Genomic DNA, 21,841 nt, shown 5'->3' on the forward strand with positions numbered 1-21,841 from the left:
CCTCGGTTGAGGGCTTTTTTTATTGCAAAAATTCAGGGTGCTTAGTGGTCTTCGTGATGCCGACTTTCTTTTGATAACTCTGATCTAGGGCCTGAATAATCAGAACAAAGGCAATTAAAAATAGGGGGAAGAACAGAGATTTCATGATTCGGTTTCTCCGAGAGTTGAGATGTAAGTAGGACGTACAGGAAGTAAAAGGCAAACTGCAAAGAGTAGAACGATTCCACCCAGAAGAAAGAGATGTGCATAAGACCAATGCAAATGATGCAAAGTACTAATGACAACACCACCTAAAAGCTGAGTGCTAGCAAACCCAATCGTGGCCAGACTCCATAGCTTTTGATAACGCTGTTCATAAATCTGTAGCAGACTATAAGAGCTAATAAACACCGTTGCGGGAGTAAGTAATCCTGTAAGAAGGGAAGATAAAGCGAGTAAAGAAGTGGTCTGGGAAAAGAAAGGTAAAACAACAGCTAGACAATAAATGGCATATAACCATTTAATGGTGTGTAAATATCCTATTATTCTGCTTAAGCAATAAGCGACAAATGCACCAATGCAGCTTCCTGCTCCATAGAGAACCCAAAATAAATTCCTTTGTTCTAATGAAAAATGCAAAGTTCCAGATAAATAATCCATCCAGAATAGAGAGTGAGGAATATAAGCAAAGGCACTGCACATATACGCAATAATAATGATAAGACCTAAACGTGATTTTTGTGAGGCTTGCAGGTTTGTAGATTGCGGCTTAATCATCTGAGCATTATTACGACTTAATAATTGATAAAGCAGTACGCTTCCTAATATGGAGATGCCCGCAAAAATATCCCAAACATAATGCACAGGTATATTTTTAAGTACAGGAATAATAATGGTGGCAGATAACACACCCACGCCAATCCCGCTAAATCCTAAAAAATTAACTTTTAATCTTTGCGTGGTGGGAATGTATTTCATGGCAAAGCTCGGAGCTAAAATCATAAGTAAGCCGCCAGCAATACCAGAAACCGTACGCCAGAAAATGAACCATGCCAGAGGCATATCCATGAATGAGCAGCATAGTAGGCTGAGGCTACCGGCAATAGTTGAGAGTACGATCATGGATGGGATGTACTTTTCTTTAATACTCAATAACGCCAATAAGGCACCAATGAGATATCCCAATAAATTTGCACTCCCTAAGAAGCTGGCAAAATCATGGTTCCAGTGATATTGCTCAATCATGATGGGCATGAGTGCAGTATAGGAAAATCTGAACACTCCAATACCCAAACAAGTTGCCAAAAAGACAAGTAAGCTCATTCGATAAAACGTAAACATGAGAAGACTCTCAATTTTTTTATTATTAAAAGCTAGTTTTGTGATCATTAAAAATGATTTAATAAGATGATAGTTATCTTGTTTTGAGATAGTGTAATGTTATTAAAGTCACTAGAGTTTTTCTTAGCGGTCGCAGAGAGTGGAAGTTTTTCATTGGCTGCACAAAAAATGTATACCGTTCAATCGAATATCACGAGCCATATAAAAAAACTTGAAGAAGAGTTGGGGGTGATTTTATTAAATCGCCATAACCCAGTGACGCTAACCAATGCAGGACAACAGCTACATAGTTATGCCGTTCAAATGCTTGCACTACACCATAAAGCTAAAAGAATCTTTCAAGAGGGTGGAATTGATCCTGCTGAATCAATCCGACTTGGAAGTATGGAGACCACTGCTGCGATACGTTTGCCACAGTTACTCAATCAATGTATGCAGCAATATCCTACCTTACCCATTGAGCTCCAAACTCATCCGACACGTTATTTATTAAATGCTGTACATCAGGGTGAATTGGACTGTGCTTTTGTGGCATCTAAACATTCCATTCCTGAGTTATATAGTTTTCCAGTGTGGCATGAAGAGCTGGTTCTGGTTTGCCCTAAGCAACAAGAGAGCTTTCCAGACATGGCAACTCTTGCAAAAACAAGGTTTATAGCATTTCGGCAAGGTTGTTCATATCGACATGCAATAGAGCTTTTCTTGAATGACTTTAGTATTCCACCTTCGCAAATTATGGAAATGGGGAGTCTGGACGGTATTGTGAGTTGTGTAGAATTGGGTGTTGGTTTTGCTTTATTACCTAAGTCTTATCTGGCAAAAGTTGCGGATAAAGTGTCCGTCAATTGTTTTGGCCTAAATACGGAATCTGCTTTTTTCACTACATATTTAGTTGCCCAGTTACCAGAAACATGGGGAACCAATTTAAAGCAATTTATTTATTTTATTGAGCAACAATTTGAATTAAAGGTTGCTTAGGTAGAGGCTGATTTTTATACATAAATATCTTACGTAATTTATAAATTAAAAGTGATATATATGTATTTAAAAGTCATTTTATATTCTCACGCAGGTTTGTAATCATCTTGATGCTATAAAATTGTTGAAAAGGGTAGTTTATATAGGCCGGCTATGGTCAAATATGCCCCCTTGAAAGATGACACAAGCAATAATTTGGAGTTTGGGAATGAATATACCCTTAATCATCAATATTGTGGTTTTTGTCGGGTTAATATTTTTACTCGCCCAAACACGTAAAACGGACTGGAGCTTATCCAAAAAAGTTCTGGCTGGCTTAATTCTAGGTGTGGTGTTTGGCTTAGGACTACATTTGATTTATGGCGGTGGCCATCCGATTCTTGCTGAATCTATTAGCTGGTTTAATATCGTTGGAAATGGCTATGTAAAACTTTTACAAATGGTCGTCATGCCTTTGGTATTTGTGTCTATTTTGGGAGCGGTTGCAAAATTACACCAAGCATCGTCTTTAGGCAAAATCAGTTTTTACACGATTGGTACTTTACTATTTACAACGCTGATTGCTGCACTCGTAGGGGTATTTGTTACTAACCTGTTTGGCTTAACGGCAAAAGGCTTGGTGCAAGGTGCTGCTGAAACTGCGCGCTTAACTGCCATTAATACAGATTATGTAGGCAAAGTTACCGATTTAAGTGTGCCGCAATTTATTCTTTCCTTTATTCCAAGTAATCCATTTGCTGAATTAACTGGTGCCAACCCAACTTCAATTATTAGTGTGGTTATCTTTGCCGTGTTCTTAGGTATAGCAGCACTTAACCTAATGAAAGATGATGAAGAAAAAGGTCAGCGTATTTTAATTGCAATCCAGACTTTACAGTCTTGGGTAATGAAGCTTGTTCGTTTAGTGATGACGCTTACTCCTTATGGTGTTTTTGCGCTCATGACTAAAGTTGTGGCAAGTTCTAACGTAGCAGATATCTTAAACTTAGGCGGTTTCTTGGTGGCGTCTTATTTAGGCTTGGCGATTATGTTTGTCGTACATGCCATTATTTTGACGCTTACAGGTGTTTCTCCACTTAAATTCTTTAAGAAAGTTGCTCCAGTTTTAACGTTTGCATTTACCAGCCGTTCAAGTGCTGCCAGCATTCCACTGAGCATTGAAGCACAAACTCGTCGTTTAGGTATTCCTGAATCTATAGCAAGTTTCTCTGCTTCTTTTGGTGCGACAATTGGTCAAAATGGTTGTGCTGGTTTATATCCAGCAATGCTAGCGGTAATGGTCGCGCCAACGATGGGAATTAACACGCTAGATCCAATGTGGATTGCATCGTTAGTCGGTATTGTGACTTTAAGTTCAATTGGTGTGGCTGGTGTTGGCGGTGGTGCAACTTTCGCTGCACTGATCGTACTTCCTGCAATGGGCTTACCTGTAACTTTGGTTGCGCTTCTTATTTCAATTGAACCATTAATTGATATGGGACGTACTGCGCTAAATGTAAATGGTTCAATGACTGCGGGTGTTGTTACCAGTCAATTTATGGGCCAGACAGATAAAGAAATATTAAACAGTGAAGATGAAATTGAATTAACACATCATTAATAAACTGTAAGAGACGACTCAATCTTATGGGATTGGGTCGTTTTTTTATGTGTGAATAATGGCTGTAATGCTAATTTTTAAAAATCTGTGTCTGTTTATATTTAAAAAAATTGAAGACAATGAGTTAATTTAAAAGAGTTGAATATCATGAAAATGTATCAAGTCGATGCTTTTACAAAAGAGTTATTTCGTGGAAATCCCGCCGCTGTGGTTGTTGAAAAAGAATGGCTAGATGCAGATTTAATGCAGAAGATAGCATTTGAAAATAACTTGTCTGAAACTGCTTTTGTCAAAATCATAGACTCTGAAAATTATGAAATCCGTTGGTTTACTCCAACAGTTGAAGCTGATTTTTGTGGGCATGCCACTCTTGCTAGTGCTTTTGTAATATTTAAAGATTTTACCAAGAAAAAGACGATTAATTTTCATGTACGAAATTTAGGACTTTTTATAGTTCATCAAGATGAAGACGGCAAAATTAGAATGAATTTTCCAATTTGTAAAGCTCATCAAGTTGAAGATTATCCGGCTATTTTACGTCAAGCTTTAAGCAAACCTTTTAAAGCGGTTTATCAAAATCCTTACGCTTATGTCATTGAATATGAGTCAGTTCAAGATGTATTAAATGAACAGCCCGACATGAATTTGCTAAAAAAATTAGGTAAGTTACGTACTGCTGTTACAGCAAATGATGTGGATGTTGCAATAACATCAAAAGCCGACCAGCAATATGATTGTGTCTCTCGCTATTTTGCACCTGTCGCGGGTATTGATGAAGACCCCGTAACAGGTTCAATTCATACTGCTATAGCACCGTTATGGGCAGAAAAGCTTGGAAAAAATAATATTGTGGCTTATCAGGCTTCTAGCCGCGGAGGCATTTTATATTGCAATGTTCTGTCTGAAGAACGTATTGAAATTTCAGGATATGGGAAACTTTATATGCAAGCTGAAATTTTTCTTTAAAATATAAGGCCGTTTAAATAAACGGCTTTTTTTTCAAAACTTTACTATTAATGTCAGCTTAAATTTCCTACTATAGTCCCACAACTATTGATTTTTTATTATTCAAATTAATTGGTATTTATATGTTTATGCAGTTTAAACAACTGACTCTCTCCCTATGTATTCTTAGTTTAAGTGCTGCGTCTTGGGCACAAACCACACTAGTAAAAAGCAAGCAAAATATTGAGGAATATAAATTAGATAACGGTTTTCGGATTGTACTTGCACCGAATGACAAAGAAAATAAAATCTTTATTAATACCATTTATTTAACAGGTTCATTAAATGATCCGCAAGGCAAAAGCGGCTTAGCTCATTTGCTTGAGCACTTGGCTTTTAAGGGGACAAAAAATGTTAAAGGGGAAGAATTCCAGCGTCGTTTAGATCAATATACGTTGATGACGAACGCAAGCACAGATTATTATTCGACCAAGTATACCAATATCGTTCGTCCAGAAAAGACTGCACTCAATGAAGTGTTGTATCTTGAATCTGAACGTATGGATAAATTGGTTCTACAAGAAAAGTTTGTTCCTTCCGAAATTGAAATCGTAAAGCGTGAACGTGAAGTTCGTATGGATCAGCCTTTTGCTGTCCTGATGGATCAAATGTGGAAATCGGCTTATGGCAATCAATATTTAGGTCGTTTACCGATTGGTGATTTACCTGAGCTTAAATCTATTAAAATGCCTGAGCTAGACCGTTTTTATCGTAGTTGGTATGCACCGAATAATGCCGTCATGGTTGTTTCGGGTAAATTCGATAAAACAGATGTCTTAAAAACAATTGATCAATATTTTAGTCCAATCGCGGCGCGTGATGTTCCTAAGGCTGTACAGATTCCTGTACTCGATTCTACAAAAATAAAAAATCGTCAGTTTGTGGTGAAAAAGGGGAGCGATCTGGCGAAGTTCCATATCTATATGAATGGAAAAAACACCAAAATTCAGCCGACACTAGCGTTAGCTCCTTTGTTATATACCATGCAACCAAGTGGTCATCTATATCAGAACATGGTTGAAACTGGTATTACCACAAATGTTGATGCGAGTACGTGGTTAGACCAAGATTTTAATGTGGTGTTTCTAGGCGCTATTTATGCACCAAGTAATGACCCTAAAAAAGTTGAAAGCTCTTTGCTAGCGGGTATTGAAAAAGGAAAGCCTTTTACTGAAGTGGAATTAAATCGTGTTAAGAGTTTAATGAAAACTCAAGGCGACTTAATCACTAAAGATGCGGTAGCACTTGGTTCACGTTTGAGTGATTACACGGTCGCTGGTGGGCAATGGGATCAATATTTTAAAGACCTTGATTCGGTAAAAAACGTTAAGCTAGATGATGTGAATCAAACTTTAAAACAGTTCCTTGTTGCTGAGCATCGTATTGACGGTGATATTTTGCCAACACCTGAAGATCAGAAAAAAGCTCAACAACAAAACTCAAAAGATGCGCCTAAAACCTTAGATCAGGTAGAAGCAAAGGCAGAACCTTTAAAAGACCCGAAAGCTTATCAACAAGAAGTTACTGAGTTTTTAAAAACTTCAAAACAGTATGTAGAAAGTAATGAGAAAAAGATTATTCGTGGAAAGCTGAAAAATGGAATGAAGTATGCTCTATTCCCAGTTGAAACACGTGATGATCGTACTTATGCCACAATTACGATGGATTTCGGAACAGAGAAATCTTTATTTAATAAAGGTACGGTAGTCGATTTAACTTCATATTTGTTGCTGCGTGGTTCCGATAAATACAGTTTGCAGGATATTGCCGATAAATCGATTGATGCGGGCGGCGCGGCTTATGCAAGTGCTGACGGCAATGGCATGACCATTAATATTCAGTCTAAATCAGAAAAATTTGATGAATTTTTCGAGTTTGTTCTTGATGTGATGAAAAATCCGAAATTTGAGCAATCTCAATTTGATTTAATTAAATCGCAAAGTTTATCAAGCCTTGATCGTCCTTATACCGAGCCAGATGTAGTAGCGGGCTTAACACTTTCACGTTTGCTTGAAGAGTATCAACCGGGCGATTTGCGTTATCACTTTGAACCTGAACTGGCAAAACAGCAATTGAAAAATGCCACTCAAGAACAAGTGAAAGAATTGTACGAGCATTTCTTTGCAATGAACCATGCTCAAATCGCGATTACGGGCAAGTTTGATGCGAAAAAAATGCAGAAATTACTTAATCAGGAATTTGGTCGTTGGAATGGTAAACAGCCTTATCAAAAAATCTTGATTAATCATGTCGATTTTCCAGCTCAGCAAGTTCATGTTTTATCTGAGCAGCGCGAATTTGGTAGCTACCAAAGCGTGCTTTCACTGCCAGTTGGGAAAAACCATCCAGATGCATCTGCTCTCATTTTGCTTAACTATATTTTAGGTGAGTCTCAAATTTCATCACGTTTGGCTCAAGAGCTTCGTGAGAAAAATGCATTAGTGTATGGTTTTGGAAGTGGGTTGCAACTTGATCGTGATACGAATGTTGGGGCCTTAAGCATTAGCGCTAATTATACTTCGGGTCGCTCAGCGCAGGTTTCTGCCTCAATACATAAAGTGTTGAATGACTTGTTGAAAAATGGTGTGACAGAGCAAGAGCTTGAAGCTGCAAAAGCAGATATCATGAAAAAACGTGTTACGGCATTAGAAGATGAACGTAATATTCATGGCATGTTAAATCTCCAGCTTGAGTCAGGTAAAACATTACAAGACCGTGTAAAACACGATCAAAATCTGACTAAACTGACTGTTGCTGATGTAAATGCAGCAATTAAAAAATATATTAAACCTGAACATTTAGTTGAGGTAATGGCTGATCAATATGGTCAGGCAGCAAAAAAATAAAGTCTTCTTTTAAATAAAAAGCCACTCAATTGTGGCTTTTTATTTGGGTATTTAAATCATATTAATGATCATGTTTATGCGCATGAAAATCTTCATTTTTACGGAAACGTAAATAATTTTCGAACTGTTCACAGTACTCATCAAAGTTATCTTCAAGCATCATTTGAAATTGTTGCACAAGATAAGACATGACTTGATCTTTAGCATCACGCATTTCATCGCCATCTTTAAAATTATTTGCTGCTACCCATGTGTTAAAACGGGCGCTAGCAAACAACATTGCTGCACTCACTTGACCACGCAGCTCAGCTGGGTCTGGTTTTTCACCTTTTGGCGGGCGACAAAAATCATTCGCTTGTTTGATAAATTCATCCGCACGCTCAAAGAAAACCGCATTTAAAGCTTCTTCTTCAGTAACATCTGTTGCATTGATCTTTTGAGACATGACTTATTCCCGCAAAAATAGAGCTGCTTATTATAGGCAAAGCCTTGCGGAAACAAAACCTTTGCCTTAGTCTGTAAATAGCCTAAGTATCGGGAGGTTTAATATGCAAGATGCAATTGCTATTCAAAGTTTAAAAACGGATATCGCTTTATTACGACAGCATATTTTCCCGCCTCAATATTTAGAACATGTGGAAGGGCTGCCGATCTATTATGGTTTACAACAAGAAGTCGAAATCTATTACCAACAATGGCAAAGTTTAATTGAAAGGGCACAAGAACTTTTTCAGCCTTTTATGGAAGATGAATTACCAGATGCCATTCATTTGCCAAGTCATTTAAATTTACCCTTGTTCTTTTTTCATGTAGACCGAATTCGGATTAATAAAACACGTGCGAAAGAGTCTAAAACTTTCCGCGGCGTTGCAAGTCTTATTGAAAAATGTGGGCAGTTCGAAACAGATCAGATTTTTACAATGCAAGAATGGTTGCAGAGTGACGATACTGCTGCACTGGTGGCTCATCGTGAATTTATCGACTTAAGAACCTATGTATTCCAACATGGCCAAAGTGAATATACCCGTTCACGTTTTTATACCAATGGTATTGTGTTAGGGGTTGAGCCGCATTTTAAATTAGTCGATGCCCGTGATAAGCCAAGAAAGCAACGTAGTGATAGCTATAATGACCCGTTAGCAGATAACGGTGTATGGAAAGTATTTGGTAAGTACCGATAAAAAGTCGCTGCACGTTTACAGCGACTTTTTATAAATTACCAGAACGTTTCAGCCTGACTAAAAGTTTGTAAAGCTTTGGCGGACCGCTTTTGTAAGTGAGGCTGTTTGGCTTTTACCCATCCTAGTGCAAACCAGAAAGACGAGTCATTTTCTACAGCTTTATTGAAAATACCTTCAGCAATAAACAAATCGTTATATTGACCTAAAGTATTTTGTACAGGTTGTAGCTGTTTTAAATATTGCTGTACTTTTTGGTCAGAATAAAGACTTGAAATAAACTCAACACAATAACGTAACTGCTTAGCTGTCTTGCGTATTTTATGCTGCTGGGTGACTTCAAGCTCAGAGAAATGTTCAGCATTGCTGATCACTTTATGATGTAGCTTATCTAAACTCTTTTTAATATGTTTTTTTAACCCACCTCTTTTGTTCTTTGAATCTTCTTCTGAATACGCAAATGCTAATAAATCGAGTAATAGTTTAATCGTGTCCGAAGATGTAAAGAGTATTGAGAGCTCTTTTAATGGCTGTGCCGAAACGGGTAGTAAAAGCTCAGGTGAGCCATGTTGCTTAATGATTGGTAACACCTCGGTGCGAATAGCATCTTCATCACGAGTGTCTCCAAGCTGGCGGAAAAGCTCAGCAATTTGTTCTTCCCAAAGAGGATTTACCTCGTTTGACCAGCTAGAAAAATGTTTAAGTGCGCTACGTAAACGGCGCAAACTTACACGTGCCTGATGAATATGTTCAGCTTCGGCAATGCCATCGGCAATTGCAGCCATATTTGGTAAAAATTGTCCTAAACAGTTTTCTACAATCTTTTTGAGGGCCTGTTCAGCAGTAATATCTTTATTTAATGTTAGCGCTTTGGCATGAACAGCGGGTGAAGCCGCTTGCCCCAGCGCTAATAAATTACCACGCTCGGCTTTACTTCTTACATCGAGCCAAAGGGTATAACGATTAATCCATTGCTGTGCAAACTGAATAAGTGTTTTAACTGCGCCTTGTTTAAGTTCAAATTCAACTTCGCAAATTATGCTTTGAGCAGTTGCAGTTTTTACGACACCGTCATCAAGGCAAACTTCAATCGCTGTATTGTCTGCTTCAAACACATGATAAGTACGCTGTACATCCGTTTCAAATTGCAAACTTAATTTTTTAGCTTCTTTGCCTAGGGCTGTATTAAGTAAATCAGTCACTACTTTATTGTCTTGATATAACTCAAGGTTTAAATCAGGTTCTTGGACACATTTGCCTAAAAAAACTTCTTCTTCAACGCGGTGTAAATGGCTTTGACCAGCAGCTTTAAAGGTTTGGACCCAAAGATCATTTTCTTTACGCAAACGTAGCGCCATGCCATTTTTTGCGAGTAATCGATCGGGGGTGTCGTAATATTTTGCCTGTAGATGAATCTGCTGTGCTTTATGCTTTTTTAAGTATTGTTGAACAGATTTTTTCTTCGATTCAGGTAACTGAAACTTAAGCTCAACTTCAACCATAATGTATCTCCCTGAATCAGTTATTTAAACTATCTTGAATGAGTATAATAGCTTAGTACTAAAAGTAATGGTTTTGATAGAGAAAGTTACAATCAAACATATGACGCTATGCTTTTATTTCGGTGTACAATCAGGTGATGTTTTGATCAAATAAAAATCAGGAAGATGATCGTGAATGCACCCATAAACTTTAACCATGAAGCTCAGCCAGAGTTTGAGTTGCCAATTAAAAACTATCAGGAATTTTATCGTTTTTACTTAACTGAACACCGTAACATCATGAGCAGACGCTTACATGTGGTGGGTAGCAGTATTGGCATATACTTTTTTTCAAAAGCCATTCGTAAAAAACAAGCCAAATATGTACTCTATGGTTTGGTAGCGGGTTACGCAAACGCTTGGGTTGGACATTTTGTGTTTGAAAAAAATAAACCTGCGAGTTTTAAACAACCTTTCTATAGCTTTATTTCTGATTGGCGCATGTTATCTGATGTTGCACGTGGTCGTTTGAGTTTGATTGATCGTAAACACGATAAGATTCCAAGTTAATTTTTATTTCTATTCTTAATAGACCGATTGGTACTGGTAAGCCCATATCAATCGGTACTTATGATGACCTATAAATCCGTTATACTAGCGAAGTTTTTTAAAGCAAGAGTAGAGTATGCGCGGTTTATATCTGATTACCAATGATGACCCAATCCAATTATTATTAGAAAAACTAGATGCCGCGCTCGCAACTCGTCAGGTCGCAATTTTACAGTACCGCCGTAAAAAAATAGAAAAAGCCAACCAACCTGCTGAAGTTGGGCAAATCAAACTATTGTGTGAAAAATATCAGGTTCCTTTTGTGATTAATGATGACCTAGAACTGGCTGCTCAGTTTGGTTTAGGTGTGCATTTAGGGCAAAGTGACGGTGAAATTACAGATGCAAAATCTCAGTTACCACAAAATGTCATTATCGGTCGTACTTGCTTGAACTCTCTAGAGCTTGCCCAAAAGGCGATTGCAGATGGTACAACTTATATTGCATTTGGTGCTGTCTATGCGACCTCTACAAAACCTGAAGCAGGTAATGTGGGTATTGAAGTGATTAAGCAGGCAGCAGCTCAATATGATCTACCGATTTGTGCTATTGGCGGCTTAACTGTTGAAAACTCAAAACCTGTGATTGAGGCTGGGGCTGACCTGTGTGCCGTCATTAGTGATATATTAGGCCGATCAACTGCTGAAATTCCTGCCCGTGTACAGGCGTGGGCACAATTATTTTCTTAAGCTTTCAAAATTATTTTTTAGATATTTAAGACGAGCATTTCCATGAGTTTATCTCCAAAGCAAGAACAGTTATTTAAACAAGCCAGTAAACACATTCCAGGTGGTGTGAACTCTCCGGTACGTGCCTTTAATGGCGTTGGAGGAACACCTGTTTTCATCGAGAAAGCGAAAGGTGCATATTTGTGGGATGTTGATGGTAAGCGCTATGTTGACTATGTTGGTTCGTGGGGACCAATGATTTTGGGCCATGCTCATCCAGAAATTATTAAAGCAGTACAAACAGCCGCAGAAGATGGTTTAAGTTTTGGTGCACCGACCGTACACGAAACAACGTTGGCAGATATTATCTGTGAAATCATGCCATCAATTGAATTGGTACGTATGACGAACTCTGGTACAGAAGCGACCATGACGGCTATTCGTTTAGCGCGTGGTTATACTGGCCGTGACAAAATTGTGAAGTTTGAAGGTTGCTACCATGGGCATTCTGACTCGCTGTTAGTAAAAGCAGGTTCGGGCTTACTCACTTTAGGTGAAGGTGAACCAACTTCAAAAGGTGTTCCAGTTGACTTTGCTAAACACACTTTAACCCTTCCATACAACGATATTGCTGCATTAAAAGAGTGCTTTGCTAAGTTTGGTCATGAAATTGCGGGTGTAATCATTGAACCTGTCGCAGGTAACATGAATATGGTGAAACCAATTGACGGTTTTTTACAAGCCATTCGTGATGTGTGTGATGAATATAAATCTGTCTTTATTATTGATGAAGTCATGACAGGTTTCCGTGTTGCATTAGGTGGCGCTCAATCAGTTTATAACGTTAAGCCAGACTTAACGACCTTAGGTAAAATTATTGGTGCTGGCTTACCCGTAGGTGCATTTGGCGGTAAACGCGAAATCATGGAATGTATCGCACCTTTAGGTGGCGTATACCAAGCAGGTACTTTATCTGGGAATCCACTCGCTATGCGTGCTGGTATTGAGATGTTCAAACATTTGCGTCAACCAGACTTTTACAGCAACTTATCAGCTCAACTTGAAAAGTTACTTGCAGGTTTACAAGCAGCAGCTGATGAAGCGGGGATTCCATTTAAAACTCAGCAAGCTGGGGCAATGTTCGGATTGTATTTTACCGATCAAGAAGACATTACAAGTTTCGACTCTATGTTGGCATGTGATATTGAAGCTTTCAAAAAGTTCTTCCATGGCATGCTAAAGCGTGGGGTAAACTTGGCACCGTCAGCATTTGAAGCAGGCTTTATTTCATCTGCTCATTCTGATGAAGATATCGAATATACGATTCAGGCTGCAAAAGAAACATTCGCCGAAATGAAGTAAGCAAAAAGCCCGTTTAAAACGGGCTTTTTAATTTGGACCATTTTTATATTTGTAGAGAACGATGTTTTATCCATTACCTCGAAAAATCCAATTAGCAGCAAATACTTCAAATTGGTCAATTGAGTCTGCGCAAAGTATATTGCTATTAGTTGGGCTAAATGAACTTAAAGTTTTACCTGATTGGGCGCACCAGCCATTAGCCGATCATTTAGAATTACTAAGTAAAAGAGCACAGGCACTCGAAATTCCAGTTATTTTTATTGATACATCTCAGCTTCAACAAACCATGTTGCAGTTGGGGCAGCGACTGTCATCAAATAGCAAAGCCCAAGTTGTGATGGCTGGTGATTTGTCACCTCTGTTTAAACAAGTCATGCAGCTTGTTTTATCTATTACCGATTATGTAGCTATTGTAAATGATGCGATCTTGGCGGCTAATCTAGAGCAGCATATTCAATGGGTTGAAAAGATCAGTTTTGACCATATAAAACATTTAAATACACAGACCTTAATGCGCCTATGGTCTTTAAGTACGCCGTCTGAATATATCTTGTCGGATAAAGGAATTTTATTGGCCATTGCTGAACAGGTTGGACGACATCCTATGGAAGTTCACCCTGAAATTGATTTAAGAAACTACGGATTAAATCAATCTGCTGTGAATTATCTAGTCGACCTATGGCGTGCGAACGGTGCAAGCCTGAGTGCTGAAGAGGTGATGCAAGCACCTACCATGCAACATATTATGCAGTTATTGAAGCATTGACTCACCATAGACCCAACGTGCGCCATAATATTTGCAAATTATGCTGTTAATTTACCCGAACGGCATTGTAATTCGGACGTAAGCTTTTTATTATTGCCCGCTTGTTTTTCATCTTACCTTGGGAATACAACTTTGAGTGATTTTCTAAGTGAACATCTGATCTATCGTGATGATGATTTTATGGTGATTCATAAACCTTCGGACATCTTGAGTGTTCCGGGTAAGGGTGATTTACATGATAGCGTTCTGACAAGGTTGGTTGCGATTGAGCCTAAAACTTTGCTCATTCACCGTCTAGATCGAGACACTTCAGGTATTTTGGTATTTGGTTTATCCAAACGTGGTCAAAGTGCGATTGCACGCCAATTCCAAGACCGTCAAACTTCAAAAATATATGAAGCACTAGTTGCTGGTCATTTAGAGGGTGAGGGGACTGTAGATATTCCCGTTATCTATGATCCAAGTCGACCACCTTTACATATTGTCGATGCTTCTCACAATAAGCCTGCTTTAACCCATTGGCAGGTTCTAGAAAATTTTCAGATTCAGGGACAACCTGTAACGCGTGTGAAATTAACACCAATTACGGGTCGATCCCATCAACTCCGTGTACACATGCAATATCTTGGGCATCCAATTGTAGGTGACACGCTGTATGCAACACCGGAGCAGCAACTTGTTCCGCGTTTGTGTTTGCATGCCAAACAGTTAAGTTTTAATCATCCTGTCACAGCAGAAACATTAACTTTTGACTGTCCTGTACCGTTTTAATGTAAAAATTTTAATGCGTGATTTTTTGTAGCAAAGTCATTTAATTGGTTTTTGCTTCAAAATTTTGCTTTAAAGACTACATAAAAAGATGCAAAAATAAGCTAATTTGCATCGTACAATATGTAGTGCGAACTTGAGAGAAAGGTGGAAAAATTGCAGCAGTATGCTATTGGTCAACGTTGGCTATCAGACACAGAGACTGAGCTCGGTTTAGGTGTACTTATTGATGTAGATGAAAGATCTGTCAGCATTTTATTCCCCAAAAGTGATGAGACACGTGTATATGCACGTAATAACGCTCCACTATCTCGTATCATCTTTAACACAAATGATGAAGTTCAAGATCAAGAAGGCAAGAAGTGGATTGTTGAATCTGTTGAAGACCGACATGGCGTTTTGCGTTACAACGTTGTTCGTACATTAGAAAATGGTGAACAAGATCGTAAAGCGCTGAATGAAACACGTATCGGTGCGCAAATTCAGTTGTCGAAACCTCTAGATCGTTTGCTTGCAAGTCAGGTTGATTATAAAGAGTGGTATGACCTGCGTATTGAAGCGATGCTTATGCAAGCACAAATGCAGAATAGCCCTCTACGTGGCATGGTTGGAGCGCGTGTTGGTTTAATTCCACATCAGCTTTATATCGCACACGAAGTTGGTAAGCGTTTTGCACCTCGTGTTTTACTTGCCGATGAAGTGGGCTTGGGTAAAACAATTGAAGCTGGCTTAATTATCCACCAACAGCTTAAAACCGGTCGCTCAGAACGAATTCTTATTTTAGTCCCTGATTCTCTACAGTATCAGTGGATGATTGAAATGCGCCGTCGTTTTAACTTGCAATTCTCTCTGTTTGATTTAACACGTACCGCATCTATTAAAGAACATGATCCAGAACTTAACCCGTTCTTGACTGAGCAATGCATTATTGCCAGCGTTGATTTAATGGTTGACCATGATGATTTGCGTGAGCAAGCCATCGAAGCTGGGTTTGATTTGCTCGTGGTCGATGAAGCACATCATTTGATGTGGAGCGAAGAAGAAGGCGGTAATGATCGCTACGATTTAATTGAAGAGCTCGCTGAAAATACGGCTGGGGTATTGTTGCTTACTGCAACACCTGAACAGCTTGGTGTGGAAAGTCATTTCGCACGTTTACGTTTACTTGATCCGCAGCGTTTTAGCAGTTTAGAGCGCTTCTTAGATGAAGAAACTCAGTACCAGCAGACTGCAAAAATTGCTGAAGTGCTCATGTCTGATCAACCTTTAGCTCCTGAGCATTTATCTGCTTTAGAGGGCTTGTTAGGGCATAGTATTGAAGACCAGCCTGAACAGCGCTTTAGAGCAATTCACGAATTATTAGACCGTCACGGTACGGGTCGTATTTTATTCCGTAATACGCGTGAAGCAATTCAAGGCTTCCCAGGGCGTGATTGTCAGCCAGCACCATTACCAGCACCAGAAGATTGGTCAAAAGATGGAAAACTGCGTGAGCAGATGTGGCCTGAAGAAGCACATCTTGATGGTTCATGGATGCAAAATGACCCACGCGTGCTATGGGTAATGGAAGTTCTGCGCAAAGATCTTAAGCATAAAAAAGTGCTTTTAATTGCGCGTAGTGGGCCAGTTGTTGAAGCTTTAGAAAATGTGTTGCGTTTGCATGCAGGCATCCGTACTGCCATGTTCCATGAAGGCATGAGCTTACTTGAACGTGACCAAGCGGCTGCTTATTTTGCTGAAGAAAGCTATGGTGCACAAATTCTACTGTGTTCGGAAATTGGTTCGGAAGGCCGTAATTTCCAATTCGCCAGTGATCTAATTTTATTTGATCTACCAGCTAACCCTGATGTTTTAGAGCAACGTATCGGGCGTCTAGACCGTATTGGTCAAGAAAACCGTATTCAGATTCATGTGCCATATCTTGTGGGAACAGCTCAAGAGCGTATGTTCCGTTGGTACAACGAAGCACTTAATATTTTCAGCAATATTTCGCCAACAGCACAAACGTTGCAAGAAAACTTTATTGTTGAATTAAAAGACTGTTTGCTTGCAGACCAAGGTCAAACATTTGAAGATTTGCTTGAAGAAGTGAATGTTCAACGTCAAGCTTTAGAAGCGGAACTTCAAGCAGGCCGAGATCGTTTACTTGAATATAACTCATGTCGTCCAATCGTGGCGCAAGAGATTGTTCAGGCCTTAGAAGATTATGATGACAATACGACGCTCCCAATGTTTGTGAAGCGTTTCATGTCATCAACCAATATCGACTTTGATGAGCAAAGTAACGGTACTGTGATTATTCGTCCAACAGATCAGATGCAAGTGCAAGGTTTGGCGTTAGACGAAGAAGGCATGACGGCAACGTTCTATCGCGATCAAGCACAGCTTCGTGAAGATGCTCAATATTTAACTTTGGAACATCCATTCATTGAAAGTGTAATGGAAATGATCCGTACACAATCATTTGGTAGTACCAATGTTGCTGTACTCAAATCTAATGCGTTAAAGCAGGGTTCAGTATTAATTGAAGTGTGGTTTAAAGTCGATGTGGTGGCGCCTAAGGCGTTGAATCTACCATCGAGCTTACCTAAGCAATTAATTCGTGTGCTATTAAGCGAAAATGGTCAAGATTTGTCTGAGAAAATTGATCCGACTATCTTAAAACCATATTTACACCATTTAGATGGCAATAGCTGTCGTCAGGTGGTTAAAGCTCGCCGTGATATCATTGAGGAACGTTATAAACAAGCGTTAGATATCGCGAAAGTTGATTTGCCACAGCTTCAGCAGCAAGCAAAAGAACACTATGGTAATAAATGGCAATATGAAATTGACCGTTTAACTTATCTAAAACAGTTCAACCCAAGTATTCGTCAAGATGAAATTGAACGCTTACAAAAGTTGCAAAAAGAAGGCTTGAGCTTGCTTGATGGTTTAACTGTTACACCAGAAGCAATTCAAGTATTAGTTGTGGTTAAGCCATAATTAACTCAAAGTAAAAAAAGCGCCTAGAGGGCGCTTTTTTTATAGATCGATTTTGAATTAGATGAGACCAGCATCTTTTAGTTCTAATTTTAAATATGCATAAAAAATTGGAGCCGCGATTAAACCGCCTAAGCCAAAAATTGACTCAAATACCAGCATTGCCAATAAAATCTCCCATGCATTTGCATTGATTTTATGCCCAATAATTTTAGCATTAATAAAATATTCAAGTTTATGAACGAGAACGAGATAAAGTAATGCTGCACCTGCTAGTCCGAGTGAAACAGTAAGAGCGGCAATGAACGTTAATGTGTTGGAAATAAGATTACCTAAAATTGGAATCAGTCCAAACATGAAGGTCAAAATAGTAAGAGTTTTGGCAAAAGGAAGGTGGACTCCCCAAAGCGGTAACAAAATAAAAGCGAATAAAATAAAGAGCAGGGTATTAATTGCTGAAATTTTTATTTGTGCAAAAACAACGTTTTTAAATGAAATTGATAATTTTTGAATGCGTTGAATCAGAAGAGATTTAAAAACAGGCTGGGGCCTACGGTGGTGAAAACCATGTATAGCCACCAAAATACCGATAATGAGGCCCATAACCATAGTCACGAAGTTATGCAAAATATCGGAACTGGTATTTTTTAATATGGTCACGTTATCTTTCATAAACGCAAAGATTTCGTCTTTTAGTTCTGTCACGCTATCGGGAATATAGCCCGGAAGATATTTGCTAATTTCAGCTTGTAAATGTAGTAGAGTTTGATCGACTTTGCTGTTGATATTATGGATGCCAACACCTTTTAAATCATGAACTACAAAGCTAATCAGACTCGTAATGAAAAAACCAATAAGTGAAATAGTGACAATACTTAATAAAATACTAATAAAAATGCGGGCTCTTTGACCATCAATATAACGTTCTACAACGGAGCTTAAGCTAATAATAATTTCATAAATAAGAAAGCCTGCAAAAAAACTTGCTAATAGGTGTAATGGGATAACCGAAAGCAAAAAGATGCCCATAAGAATGTAGCTTGCAATCAGACTTTGACGATTATTCAAATTTTGCATGTTGATCCCTGAGATCGTTGGGAATATAGGAGAAAGAGCAAATGGAATAATTATTTATACTCTCGCAAGCTATTCGCTTCAATCGATGAATTATATTTTTATTGGAAAATAGAGGAGTTAGATGTAAAAATGGCCTGTTCATCAACAAGCCATTCTTTAGATAATTTTAACGAATTTTTGCTTCATCCAAATGACGTGCACCCTCTAAAATCATTCGAATCATGATCATGGTCTGTTCGGCAAGTTCTGACCTTTGCTCAATAGGAAGGTCAATCGCTTTTGCGCCCATGTGAAACACAAGTTGAGTAATTGCTTTTGCAACAAGTTCAGGATGGTAGAGGTGATTGTTATTTAAGCGCTCCAACCGAATTAAATCTTCTTGTAGCTCTTGTTGAAAGAAGTTTAATTGACGTTCAACTGCGGCTTTATAAGAGGCAGAGCCTGTAAAGCCTTCGCGTAGTAATAAACTTAAGTTACCCTCATCAGCATCGAGCTGCTGAAGAAAAATATCGACAGAACTACGAATAATACTTTCTTGTAAGGATGCGCGTAGGCGAGCGTGGCGAATAATTTTACGTAAGACAATACCAGCACGGTCAATTAAAGAAATCGCTAACTCATCAATATCTTTAAAATGGCGATAGAAACTATTTGGCGCAATGCCAGCTTCGCGTGCTACTTCACGTAAACTTAATGAAGCAATACTCTTTTGTGGGCCAATCAGATTTAGAGCAGCCTGAAAAAGTTCTTCTTTAGTAATTGTCGCTTTTCTTCCCACAGAACGCGTAGCTGTTTTAATTTCAATGACATCTTGTTGTCGAGGCGTGTCATTCAGGTTCTGAGAAAGTGAAGATTGGGTCATGCTGTTCAATATATTTGTAAACTGTCAGGATTATAGCCTTAAGAAGGTGAACTTGTGAAATTGTAATTAAAAGTACAGGTGTATATACAAATATATATACATGTGTATAATAATTAAAAAAGAGCGACAGAGCCTCCAGCTATGCAAGTAATCGAAAAGAGAAATTCTCTATTCAATTCATTGACACAAGCCATCTTTGATAGAGATACGGCTAACTTCTGGCTACAAAAAGTTAATCCTTTATGGTCTGTAAAACATGGGCTTGTTCAAATTGTAAAAAAAGAATTTGTCGCTCATGACATGGTGAGTCTTACACTAAAATGTAACCGTTTAGTGAAAATAGGTGTTGCTGGTCAACATCATCCTGTCATTGTTGAAATTGCTGGTCGTCGTTATGAACGTACGTATAGCTTGACGCAAATTGACGAACAACATTTACGTTTAACGATTAAAAAAGTGGCTGATGGTATCGTCAGTAACTGGTTTATGACTGAAAGCCAAATTGGTGATGTTTTTGAGCTTGGTCAACCTTATGGTGACATGCAACAAAATATCAAAACACCAAAATTAATTATGCTGGCTGCGGGTAGTGGTATTACCCCAATGTTGAGCTTAATCACTGCAATTAAACAGAGTCAGCAGTTAGATAAAGTTCAAGTACAACTTTTATATTGGGTAAAGCAACGCTCAGATGCAGCTTTTATTGAATATTTTGAACAAGTTGCACAGCAATTTCCAAATTTTAGTTATCAGATTTTTTATACACAAGAAACACCAAATGATGAGCGTTTAAATGCAGAGCATTTGGCATTAGTAGACGATTTAGAAAACAGCACCGTATATGCTTGTGGGCCTTCAGGTTTTGTTTCGACAGTGGAACAACTTTTTGAAAAAGCGCCCGCTGTATTAACAGAAGCTTTTAGCTTAACTCAAGATAGTACGGCTGAAGTTGGTTATGTAAATGTCACATTAACCCAGTCTAATAAGGTCATTGCAATTCCAAAAGGCCAATCAATTTTGGTCAGTCTTGAACATGAAGGCCTTAAGCCAACACATGGCTGCCGTATGGGAATTTGTAATAAGTGTGTTTGTAGCAAAGCTCAAGGTTTTACTCGTAACTTACTCAATGGTAGTGAAAATACAGAGCCAAGCCAATTACTCAAAATTTGTGTGAACTCAGCACAATCCGATCTAGTTATTGATCTTTAAGAGAGAACTCTTATGAATATGCCAGTGAAAGTCGAATATTTTAAAAATCCTAAAAATCGAGATTTGACGCCTGCAGAACTTGACGCATTTGCAAAAGAGCTCGATCAGATCAAACAAGAAGTATTGGATGATTTAGGTGAGAAAGATGCTAAATATATCCGCCGTGTCTATGCTGCAATTCGTTACAGTAGCTTTTTAGGCCGAGCATGTTTGTTTGCAGGTTGGTTCCCACCAGCATGGGTTTTAGGAACAGGTCTGTTAGGCTTTTCTAAAATTATGGAAAACATGGAACTTGGTCATAACGTTATGCATGGCCAATACGACTGGATGAACGATCCTAAATTTAATGGTCAAACTTACGAATGGGATACCGTTGGTACTTCTGATAACTGGCGTCAAACTCATAATTATAAACATCACACTTATACCAACATTAAAGGTATAGATGATGATATTGGTTATGGTTTGCTTCGCTTATTCCCAGAGCAACGTTGGAAACCAGGTTTCTTGCTTCAACCGGTTTATAGCATTCCATTTTGCTTATTGTTCCAATGGGGCGTAGCCATTCAGAACCTTGAAATTGGACGTGTCCTTTATAAACGTAAAAGCATGGCAAAATTCTTGGAAGAGTTAAAACCTGTTAATAAAAAGATTGGTACTCAGCTCTTCAAAGATTACGTTTTTTTCCCATTAATTGCAGGCCCAGCAGCTTTACCTGTATTTACGGGAAATCTGGTTGCGAATGGCCTTCGTAATATTTGGACATTTACGATTATTTTCTGTGGTCACTTTACTAAAGATGCAGAAGTATTTCCAAAGTCTGTTTTACAGGACGAAAGCCGTGGCCATTGGTATATGCGCCAGATTCGTGGTTCTTCAAACTTAAAAGGTTCAGAAGCACTACATATCTTAAGTGGACATTTGAGCCATCAGATTGAGCATCATTTATATCCTGATGTTCCGGCACGCCGTTATCGCCAAATGGCTCCAAAAGTTGAAGCTGTATGTAAAAAATATGGTCTGAACTATAACAACGCAAGTTTGACCAAACAGTTTGGTCAGGTGGTTGGTCGTATCTTGAAATATGCCTTACCATTTAAAAAATAAATAAAAAAGCCCTGATCTGTTCAG

19 protein-coding genes are annotated in these 21,841 nt (G+C 38.5%); 13 read left to right on the plus strand and 6 right to left on the minus strand.

What is annotated here, in order from left to right; genetic code table 11:
- Window positions 1-19: 19 nt before the first annotated feature.
- Both HL290_RS00975 and HL290_RS00980 read right to left on the minus strand, forming a co-directional pair.
- Window positions 20-145, minus strand: coding sequence for a hypothetical protein (locus HL290_RS00975; protein WP_017391875.1), 126 nt, complete (start codon window positions 143-145; stop codon window positions 20-22).
- Window positions 142-1,368, minus strand: coding sequence for a YbfB/YjiJ family MFS transporter (locus HL290_RS00980; protein WP_198495342.1), 1,227 nt, complete (start codon window positions 1,366-1,368; stop codon window positions 142-144). The genes HL290_RS00975 and HL290_RS00980 overlap by 4 nt, the downstream gene beginning before the upstream one ends.
- A gap of 48 nt (window positions 1,369-1,416) precedes the next feature.
- Here HL290_RS00980 and HL290_RS00985 point away from each other — a divergent pair, with 48 nt between their 5' ends.
- From HL290_RS00985 to HL290_RS01000, 4 genes are all read left to right on the plus strand, one after another.
- Window positions 1,417-2,298, plus strand: a complete 882-nt coding sequence (locus HL290_RS00985) for a LysR family transcriptional regulator (protein WP_198495343.1) — start codon at window positions 1,417-1,419, stop codon at window positions 2,296-2,298.
- Between the two features lie 208 nt (window positions 2,299-2,506).
- Entirely contained in the window at window positions 2,507-3,898 is a 1,392-nt protein-coding gene (locus HL290_RS00990) for an L-cystine transporter (RefSeq protein WP_198495344.1), read from the plus strand.
- Window positions 3,899-4,045: 147 nt separating this feature from the next.
- Window positions 4,046-4,864 (plus strand): PhzF family phenazine biosynthesis protein, encoded by an 819-nt coding sequence (locus tag HL290_RS00995; protein WP_198495345.1) that lies wholly within the window; start codon window positions 4,046-4,048, stop codon window positions 4,862-4,864.
- 122 nt (window positions 4,865-4,986) lie between these two features.
- On the plus strand, window positions 4,987-7,749 hold the full coding sequence (locus tag HL290_RS01000; protein WP_198495346.1) for a M16 family metallopeptidase: 2,763 nt from the start codon (window positions 4,987-4,989) through the stop codon (window positions 7,747-7,749).
- A 61-nt stretch (window positions 7,750-7,810) separates the two neighbouring features.
- Here HL290_RS01000 and HL290_RS01005 read toward each other — a convergent pair whose 3' ends face one another.
- Window positions 7,811-8,194, minus strand: a complete 384-nt coding sequence (locus HL290_RS01005) for a DUF3144 domain-containing protein (protein WP_004643612.1) — start codon at window positions 8,192-8,194, stop codon at window positions 7,811-7,813.
- Window positions 8,195-8,297: 103 nt separating this feature from the next.
- On the opposite strand from HL290_RS01005, the gene HL290_RS01010 reads away from it, so the two are divergent.
- Entirely contained in the window at window positions 8,298-8,930 is a 633-nt protein-coding gene (locus HL290_RS01010) for a hypothetical protein (protein WP_005038977.1), read from the plus strand.
- A 35-nt stretch (window positions 8,931-8,965) separates the two neighbouring features.
- Here HL290_RS01010 and HL290_RS01015 read toward each other — a convergent pair whose 3' ends face one another.
- Complete coding sequence (locus HL290_RS01015; RefSeq protein ID WP_198495347.1) at window positions 8,966-10,429, minus strand: CYTH and CHAD domain-containing protein; 1,464 nt, start codon at window positions 10,427-10,429, stop codon at window positions 8,966-8,968.
- A 165-nt stretch (window positions 10,430-10,594) separates the two neighbouring features.
- Between HL290_RS01015 and HL290_RS01020 the strand changes: the two genes are divergently transcribed.
- The 6 genes from HL290_RS01020 to rapA all read left to right on the plus strand — a co-directional run bounded on the left by HL290_RS01020 (window position 10,595) and on the right by rapA (window position 17,565).
- Window positions 10,595-10,978, plus strand: coding sequence for a DUF962 domain-containing protein (locus tag HL290_RS01020; RefSeq protein ID WP_017387907.1), 384 nt, complete (start codon window positions 10,595-10,597; stop codon window positions 10,976-10,978).
- A gap of 115 nt (window positions 10,979-11,093) precedes the next feature.
- On the plus strand, window positions 11,094-11,705 hold the full coding sequence (gene thiE / locus HL290_RS01025; RefSeq protein ID WP_198495348.1) for a thiamine phosphate synthase: 612 nt from the start codon (window positions 11,094-11,096) through the stop codon (window positions 11,703-11,705).
- A 42-nt stretch (window positions 11,706-11,747) separates the two neighbouring features.
- Complete coding sequence (hemL, locus tag HL290_RS01030) at window positions 11,748-13,046, plus strand: glutamate-1-semialdehyde 2,1-aminomutase (RefSeq protein WP_004643606.1); 1,299 nt, start codon at window positions 11,748-11,750, stop codon at window positions 13,044-13,046.
- Between the two features lie 61 nt (window positions 13,047-13,107).
- The gene (locus HL290_RS01035) at window positions 13,108-13,812 is read left to right on the plus strand and encodes an acyl carrier protein (RefSeq protein ID WP_198495349.1); all 705 of its coding nucleotides are present in this window, start codon (window positions 13,108-13,110) and stop codon (window positions 13,810-13,812) included.
- 132 nt (window positions 13,813-13,944) lie between these two features.
- A complete protein-coding gene (locus HL290_RS01040; protein WP_003650418.1) occupies window positions 13,945-14,583 on the plus strand; it encodes an RluA family pseudouridine synthase in 639 nt (212 codons plus the stop codon).
- Between the two features lie 144 nt (window positions 14,584-14,727).
- Window positions 14,728-17,565 carry an RNA polymerase-associated protein RapA gene (rapA, locus tag HL290_RS01045; protein WP_003650420.1) on the plus strand — a complete coding sequence of 946 codons (2,838 nt, stop codon included), beginning with the start codon at window positions 14,728-14,730 and terminating at the stop codon, window positions 17,563-17,565.
- Window positions 17,566-17,622: 57 nt separating this feature from the next.
- On the opposite strand, the gene HL290_RS01050 is transcribed toward rapA, so the two are convergent.
- The gene (locus HL290_RS01050; RefSeq protein ID WP_045125815.1) at window positions 17,623-18,639 is read right to left on the minus strand and encodes an AI-2E family transporter; all 1,017 of its coding nucleotides are present in this window, start codon (window positions 18,637-18,639) and stop codon (window positions 17,623-17,625) included.
- Between the two features lie 166 nt (window positions 18,640-18,805).
- Window positions 18,806-19,501, minus strand: a complete 696-nt coding sequence (fabR, locus tag HL290_RS01055; RefSeq protein ID WP_003650423.1) for an HTH-type transcriptional repressor FabR — start codon at window positions 19,499-19,501, stop codon at window positions 18,806-18,808.
- 141 nt (window positions 19,502-19,642) lie between these two features.
- Here fabR and HL290_RS01060 point away from each other — a divergent pair, with 141 nt between their 5' ends.
- Together HL290_RS01060 and HL290_RS01065 are read left to right on the plus strand one after the other, a co-directional pair.
- The gene (locus tag HL290_RS01060) at window positions 19,643-20,710 is read left to right on the plus strand and encodes a ferredoxin reductase (protein WP_198495350.1); all 1,068 of its coding nucleotides are present in this window, start codon (window positions 19,643-19,645) and stop codon (window positions 20,708-20,710) included.
- Between the two features lie 12 nt (window positions 20,711-20,722).
- Window positions 20,723-21,817, plus strand: a complete 1,095-nt coding sequence (locus HL290_RS01065) for a fatty acid desaturase family protein (protein WP_005307332.1) — start codon at window positions 20,723-20,725, stop codon at window positions 21,815-21,817.
- The last annotated feature ends 24 nt before the right edge of the window (window positions 21,818-21,841 follow it).

It is taken from the genome of Acinetobacter sp. AC1-2 (assembly GCF_016124155.1).
Taxonomy (GTDB): domain Bacteria; phylum Pseudomonadota; class Gammaproteobacteria; order Pseudomonadales; family Moraxellaceae; genus Acinetobacter; species Acinetobacter calcoaceticus.

Bases quoted from the DNA above. Each gene is read 5' to 3' on its own strand.
- HL290_RS00975 (WP_017391875.1), bottom strand. From the start codon at position 145: ATGAAATCTCTGTTCTTCCCCCTATTTTTAATTGCCTTTGTTCTGATT.
- HL290_RS00980 (WP_198495342.1), bottom strand. From the start codon at position 1,368: ATGATCACAAAACTAGCTTTTAATAATAAAAAAATTGAGAGTCTTCTC.
- HL290_RS00985 (WP_198495343.1), top strand. From the start codon at position 1,417: ATGTTATTAAAGTCACTAGAGTTTTTCTTAGCGGTCGCAGAGAGTGGA.
- HL290_RS00990 (WP_198495344.1), top strand. From the start codon at position 2,507: ATGAATATACCCTTAATCATCAATATTGTGGTTTTTGTCGGGTTAATA.
- HL290_RS00995 (WP_198495345.1), top strand. From the start codon at position 4,046: ATGAAAATGTATCAAGTCGATGCTTTTACAAAAGAGTTATTTCGTGGA.
- HL290_RS01000 (WP_198495346.1), top strand. From the start codon at position 4,987: ATGTTTATGCAGTTTAAACAACTGACTCTCTCCCTATGTATTCTTAGT.
- HL290_RS01005 (WP_004643612.1), bottom strand. From the start codon at position 8,194: ATGTCTCAAAAGATCAATGCAACAGATGTTACTGAAGAAGAAGCTTTA.
- HL290_RS01010 (WP_005038977.1), top strand. From the start codon at position 8,298: ATGCAAGATGCAATTGCTATTCAAAGTTTAAAAACGGATATCGCTTTA.
- HL290_RS01015 (WP_198495347.1), bottom strand. From the start codon at position 10,429: ATGGTTGAAGTTGAGCTTAAGTTTCAGTTACCTGAATCGAAGAAAAAA.
- HL290_RS01020 (WP_017387907.1), top strand. From the start codon at position 10,595: ATGATCGTGAATGCACCCATAAACTTTAACCATGAAGCTCAGCCAGAG.
- thiE (WP_198495348.1), top strand. From the start codon at position 11,094: ATGCGCGGTTTATATCTGATTACCAATGATGACCCAATCCAATTATTA.
- hemL (WP_004643606.1), top strand. From the start codon at position 11,748: ATGAGTTTATCTCCAAAGCAAGAACAGTTATTTAAACAAGCCAGTAAA.
- HL290_RS01035 (WP_198495349.1), top strand. From the start codon at position 13,108: ATGTTTTATCCATTACCTCGAAAAATCCAATTAGCAGCAAATACTTCA.
- HL290_RS01050 (WP_045125815.1), bottom strand. From the start codon at position 18,639: ATGCAAAATTTGAATAATCGTCAAAGTCTGATTGCAAGCTACATTCTT.
- fabR (WP_003650423.1), bottom strand. From the start codon at position 19,501: ATGACCCAATCTTCACTTTCTCAGAACCTGAATGACACGCCTCGACAA.
- HL290_RS01060 (WP_198495350.1), top strand. From the start codon at position 19,643: ATGCAAGTAATCGAAAAGAGAAATTCTCTATTCAATTCATTGACACAA.
- HL290_RS01065 (WP_005307332.1), top strand. From the start codon at position 20,723: ATGAATATGCCAGTGAAAGTCGAATATTTTAAAAATCCTAAAAATCGA.